The sequence below is a fragment of the [Lactobacillus] timonensis genome (genome assembly GCF_900240275.1).
In the GTDB taxonomy this organism is placed as follows: domain Bacteria; phylum Bacillota; class Bacilli; order Lactobacillales; family Lactobacillaceae; genus Limosilactobacillus; species Limosilactobacillus timonensis.
This window is the reverse complement of the sequence record NZ_LT964763.1, coordinates 1-6,457: the sequence shown is the minus strand read 5'-3', so window position 1 is coordinate 6,457 and position 6,457 is coordinate 1. Positions and strand designations below refer to the sequence as shown.

Annotated in this window: 3 protein-coding genes and 2 pseudogenes; 4 read left to right on the top strand and 1 reads right to left on the bottom strand. The window is 36.3% G+C overall.

Annotated features, from left to right (window positions below; genetic code table 11):
- From C1710_RS07915 to C1710_RS07900, 4 genes and pseudogenes are all read left to right on the top strand, one after another.
- A pseudogene (locus tag C1710_RS07915) lies at window positions 1-96 on the top strand (IS30 family transposase); the annotation flags it as partial.
- Window positions 97-343: 247 nt separating this feature from the next.
- Window positions 344-3,004, top strand: coding sequence for a type I restriction endonuclease subunit R (locus tag C1710_RS07910; RefSeq protein WP_235857971.1), 2,661 nt, complete (start codon window positions 344-346; stop codon window positions 3,002-3,004).
- Window positions 3,004-3,606, top strand: a complete 603-nt coding sequence (locus C1710_RS07905) for a hypothetical protein (protein WP_102280749.1) — start codon at window positions 3,004-3,006, stop codon at window positions 3,604-3,606. Before C1710_RS07910 ends, C1710_RS07905 begins: the two co-directional genes overlap by 1 nt.
- An 894-nt stretch (window positions 3,607-4,500) precedes the next feature.
- Entirely contained in the window at window positions 4,501-6,051 is a 1,551-nt protein-coding gene (locus tag C1710_RS07900; RefSeq protein ID WP_102280751.1) for a mucin-binding protein, read from the top strand.
- A 158-nt stretch (window positions 6,052-6,209) separates the two neighbouring features.
- Here the strand turns inward: C1710_RS07900 and C1710_RS07895 are convergent.
- Window positions 6,210-6,329 (bottom strand): annotated as a pseudogene (locus tag C1710_RS07895) (IS30 family transposase); the annotation flags it as partial.
- Between the last annotated feature and the right edge of the window lie 128 nt (window positions 6,330-6,457).

Genomic DNA, 6,457 nt, shown 5'->3' with positions numbered 1-6,457 from the left:
CTGGTTCAAATCAATTGGTATCTGAATTCACGGCCACTTAAATGTCTTAATTGGCATACACCAATCGAGATCTTCTTGCTTAATCTACGTCACTAAATTCGTTCAAGTTATTTCTTGCAATCTGCCGTTTTTAAAGGATACTCAACCAAAAAAATTAGAAGAATTAACTAAACAATTTAAGGAAGATACTGAAGAGACAATCATTAACACCATTAATAAATTTATCATTAGTAAGAAAGGAAGCCTACTTTCTGCGTTAAAACACGGTGTTGATGTTAACAATCAACATTTAACCTTGCTATATGGGAAACCAGCTACTGACTTTAATCCTGAACTCTCAAAGTTGTATTCAGAAAATATTTTTTCTGTAATGCAAGAGGTATATGCGGATAAAGAGAATAAAGAGCGAATTGATCTCGTAATCTTTATAAATGGATTTGCTGTAATTAGCTTCGAGCTTAAAAGCAATAGCCAAGGACAAAATTACGAGAATGCAATCAAACAATATCGGACATCGCGTAATCCTAAAGATCGTTTATTTCTTTTTAAAGCAGGATGTTTAGTAAACTTTGCTATGGATACTGAAGAAGTTTATATGACTACCAAGTTAGCAAAAGAGAAGACGTTCTTTATGCCTTTCAACATGGGAAAAGGGGAAGGTATAAATTCTGGTGCAGGGAATCCACACTTTCCTGATAAATATAGTGTTTCTTATATGTGGGAGGATATTCTAAGAAAAGAAACTTTAGTTGAATTGATTACCAAATTTATCTTTATTGAGGCTAAGGAAAGTAAAGATCCGCTGACTGGGAAGAGAAGGGTAAAGCAACAATTAATTTTCCCAAGATATCATCAGTTAGATGTGATTCGTAAAACTTTAGCTGATTTGAAGATCAATAAGACATCACAAAATTATTTAATTCAGCACTCTGCTGGATCAGGAAAAACTAACTCTATTGCATGGCTTGCACATAGACTAGCTAGTCTTCATGACGATGATAATCAAATTATTTTTAATAATGTCATCATTATGACGGACAGGGTGGTCGTGGATCGACAGCTACAAAAAGCAATAATGGGTATTGAACATAAAGCTGGCCTTATTCGTGTTATGGATGATAAATGTACGTCTGAGGATCTTAAGCTGGCATTAGAAAGCAACACTAAAATTGTGGTTACTACGATCCAAAAATTTCCATACGTTGTTGATTTGATTAAGGATGATAGTAATTCGTCTGATGTTTCACTTAAAAATAAGAAATTTGCCGTGATTATTGATGAAGCACACTCGTCAACTGCTGGTAAAGATATGATGGCTGTGACTGAAGCTTTATCATCATCGGATAAATTCTATGAACAGGACATTCAAGATCAATTAGTACAAGAAATTGAAAGCTCTGGAAAGCAAAAGAATGTAAGTATGTTTGCTTTTACAGCAACACCTAAGCCAACTACCTTACGCCTCTTTGGACGCTTAGATAAACATGGTAATTATCGAGCATTCCATTTGTATAGTATGAAACAGGCTATTGAAGAAGGATTTATTCTTGATGTTTTAGCTAATTACACGACCTATCAAACATACTATGAACTTAATAAAGAGATTGCTGATGATCCAGAATTAAAGACGGCTGATGCAAAACGACAAATAGCTCAGCAAATAGATTTAGATGATCAGAATATTTCTCAACGAACAAAAATTATTATTGACCATTTCAGAGAACATGTGATGTCAGAATTAGGTAATCAAGCAAAAGCAATGGTTATTATGTCATCTCGTAAGGCAGCGGTTAAGTATCGACAAGCATTTGAAAATTATATTAACGAACATCATTATGATGATATGGGGATGCTTGTTGCCTTTTCTGGCAACGTTAACTCAGATGATGATAACAAGGAATATACTGAGGCTTCAATGAATGGTTTACCAGAAGACCGTACAGCTAAAGAGTTTAATAAACCTGGATATCGTTTCTTACTAGTAGCTAATAAATATCAAGTTGGATTTGACCAACCTAAGTTATCTGCTATGTACGTCATGAAAAAATTACGTGGAGTCAATGCAGTACAAACACTTTCTCGCTTAAATCGTATCTGCCCACCATATGAAAAGACTCCATTTGTATTGGATTTTGTTAATGACTATAAGGATATTGAGGCCGCCTTTGCTCCTTATTACACGACCACTTTATTAGCAGATACGGTTAATCCACAATTGGTTTATAACCTAGTAGAAAAAATTGATGGGTTCTATATAATTGATCCGCAAAATGTGGAGGGTGCAAACAACATTATTCATAAAGCAAAAATTCAAAGTCGAGATAAGAAGAATCTTAATTTCTACTTTGGCGCTACAGAAAAGAAAATAAAAGAATTAGACGAAAATACCCAACGAGAAGTTTTGACTACGTTAAAGCATTTTGTGCGCTGCTATGAGTTTCTTTTGCAAGTATCTAGCCTTAAAGACGAAGAACTGCAGAAACTATATAATTATGTATCTTATTTGATGAAGTACGTAAATATTAGCCGTCCAGGACAGGGTTATGATCTGACTGGAAAAATAAAAGCCAGCAAGTTTACCCAGAAACAGACGGGCCAACATATATCAGGTACGAAACGGTCAAATCCAGTAGTAAAGTTACCAATGGCTGATGATGTTGAACTTAGTGAAGCAAAGAAGGAAAAATTATCCAAAATTATCGAAGAAATTAACCAAACAACTGGGTCTAATTTTGACAAGGATGTAGCTGTTAAATCGATGCTTCAAATTAGGGACCTAATGATGAAGTCAAATAACTTAAGGAGCAGTGCAAAAAATAACAATGAGCATGACTTTGAACTATCATACTTTGATCATATTGACGATATGTTGATTGAGGGTCTTGAACATAATAAAGACTTTTTCACTTTGCTACTCAACAACGATGATATTAAGAAAGAGGTTTTGGGAACTTTTGCAGGGGAAATTTATAAATCATTGCGTGAAAGTGAAGTGAAACAGTAGTGAAGAAAGATGTGCTTTCAATTAAGAATAGGGAAGATTTAGTTGAAGTAATTGCTCCCGACATAAAAGCTATAGATGAAGCAATTAAGTCTAGCGATGAAGAAAAAATGAAAAATATACATTTAAAGATTGATGGCAAGTACTCAACATATATACCAGGATTTGGGAAAAGTATGTATGGGTACAGTAGTGCTGACGGCTTCGCCTATAACTATATGGGAAAGGAATCATATCTTCACAACTTACGTATCATGAAAGGAAGACTAGAAGGGTACCTTTGCGGTTTTCCAACTCCTCAAAATTCAAAGATATCACAGGATATTAGTGTGAGTGTACCTGTTTCAAATTCCAATGACATTAATATAAATCTTTCATTTAAGGATGCTAGGAAGCAAATAGAGGAAATGCCAGGGTTGAATGAGGCCGAGACCGAAGAACTGAAGACAAAAATTAATGAGCTAGAACAAATAAATAATGAGAAAATATCAAAAAAGAAAAAATGGGAAAAGGTAAAACCTATCATTTCTTTTGTATTGGATAAAGGGGCAGATGTTGCAATTACAATTATGGGGTTAATACTTCAAATGAAACTTGGCATTTAATTTTCCGCAAACACCTTAAACTATTTTTTAGAATTTATGTGTTCCCGCAAACCGGTAATAATTTGAGCGTTGATGTTTATCTCAAAAGCATGGCAATATTTGGTATTATGAAAGCGAGTTAACAAACACAATGTTTTTGATTAATCAAAGCTAATTGGTTAACATAGCCGTTAATCCAGAATGTGTAATTGACAACATCAGCTCGTGGCATGTTGAGAGTGTTACGGTCCTGGAACGTACAGATAAATAGCCTGCAAACGCCGGTATGCCGGCATTCTTGATCGATAAAAAGTGTACTAATTCCTCTATTGGTAATTGGAATTAGTACACTTTTTGCTTATTGAGCTAGAGGGTCGAGTGGATAGTGTGCTGGATTTTCGGGTTGTGTAGACCAGTGTCCATTTTGGAGAGTTGAGTTGGTTAAGGTGATGAGAAAAGCTGTAATGGTTAATATGACGGGGATAAGAGCGTGCGTAAAAATGGCTGATTTTGGGGTCTTTAAGTTGAGTTGATTAAGGTAATGTAACAGTGTTGGCTTTCTTTAATTTAGTTATCATTATCGAGCAGAGTAGGACACTCAACTGTAATTTAAGAAAAGATAGTTATAAGGGTAGAAAATTATAAAATGGCCAATCGTCAAATTGAGATTGAAAATAAAGAGATGTTTTTTAGTGGTGGTATTGCATCTCATCTAATAAACGCCGTTTGTAAAATTAAGTTACGCCGTTTGTAAAATTAAGTTAGAAAGATGAAAAAGCCATTTGTGATAGACTTTTGAATATCCCTAATCAAAAAAAAAGGCAATCATAAATGACCTATAAACATCTCGGGTCATAATATTTACATTAGTGCTATAATAAAAGGGAAATTAATTTTTGGAGGGGGAAGGAAACGATGTTTTCAAAAAATAATCATTTGCTAACTGATCGTCAATGTACGCACCAAAAGCCTAAATTTGCTTTACGGAAGCTGAGTATTGGGGTAGCTTCTGTCCTGTTGGGAACTATTTTCTTGATGGGTGAAGCTAATGTCCAGGCGGACACGGTTACTGATGCTAATCAAGAGAACCCAGTTATCGCTACGACGACTGCTGATACTAATCAAGAGAACCCAGTTATCGCTACGACGACTGCTGATACTCAAAATAAAAGTACAAGCAAAAGCAATATTGATCAGGCTAAACAACTGATTAATAATCAGACTACTGTGGTAGAAAATGAGAAGCCTGCTAATCCATTGCCAGACTATAAGCCGATAACGTATGTTAACTATGATGCCGTAAGTATCTATCCTGCGAATGATGCTCAGGGGAACCCATCAGTCTATGTGAAGGATCATATATTTGATAATGTTCATAAGCCAGGCGATCGGGTTTATGACTTCATTAAGGGTGCTAATGGTTGGTCTTCCGGTGTTTATTACTATCACCAAAACAAACAACATACGGCTGGTTACCATGCTTTGACACCGGTGGATGCCAATGATCGTTCCAAGGGTTATCAAGTTCCGGATTTTGAAGCCGACATTTTAGGTGGCGAAAGGATTGCCTTAGATAAAGATGGCCATTTAATTGGTGCCTATCCGGGTGAAAGTCATTATAGTAGTATGGCACCAGGAGCGGCTGTAAATACTTATATAACGCTTCATCCTGATCGGCAACGAGTAGAGATTAACTTTTTGGATCAAACCACTAATAGCTCCTTAGGAAAAGTTGTTTTGTGGGGATACAGTGGGGTCCAAAGTCAATTTAAGGTTGATGATTTATTAGCTAAATTGAAATCTTTAGGATTTGAAGTTACTTCGTCTGATTTTCAAAATGGCTTCCATTACGATAGTACTAACAACGATTACTATAGCAGCTCCGATCCTAATCAGTGGCAAGATAATCAGTTACAGTCCTTTACAATTGTCCTCAGCCATCAACAATCAACTGAGAATGGTCAAAAGACCATTACGAGAACCATCCATTATAAGTACAGTGATGGTAGTCAAGCCCAACCAGATAAGGTACAAACGATTACCTTAACCCGGACGGGTTCTAAGGATGCAGTTACAGGCGAAATTACCTGGGGTGCTTGGTCGACGGGTAGTTTTGATGCTGTTACTAGCCCAACGATTGCTGGCTACACTCCAGACTATGCCCAGATTGATGCTGAAACCGTTGATGGTAATAGTACGGACATCGAACAGACCGTTACTTACATCAAGGACCAAGTTGCTACTCCTGATGATAGTCAGGGAACTAAGGGAAACCAGCATACAAAAACTAATACTACTAGCCAAGAGACCGATAATTTGACTAAGAATAGCCTAACTAGTAATAAACAGCAGGCTAATCGATTGCCTAAGACAGGTAACCAAAGTGAAACTGGTGCTGTGGCATTAGGTTTAGCAACGATGCTGGGTATGTTAGGCTTAGCCGGGTTAAAGCGTAAGCATCAATAGGCTGAATAACTAGAAAGCGACACTCAGCTAAAATGGCTGAGTACATCTTTTCTACTCAAAGTCAAGTTATATCAGTGCTTAATTACTGTTTTGGCCTGACTTTTTGAGTTTATTATTACCAATAACAGTTTTGGACACTGATTTTGTGTGGCGAATTGTCAAACTAAGTGCAACGGTTTATCAAAAAATACTTCATATGGGGTTTCATAATTTAACACTTTGCGCGGACGTTGATTTAACTGCTTTTGGTAGTGTTCAACGTCCTGTTCTGTATAATTATGGTTCTACACTATTCGGTACTGATGGAATTTTCCATCGGTACCGTTTTTCGTTTATGATGACAATAAAAAAAACGGACAATCACCCCAAAGCCTAAATCGTGGTGATTGTCCTCCAGAAAGGAAAT

Coding starts and splice junctions, on each gene's coding strand:
- C1710_RS07900 (WP_102280751.1), top strand. CDS start 4,501: ATGTTTTCAAAAAATAATCATTTGCTAACTGATCGTCAATGTACGCAC.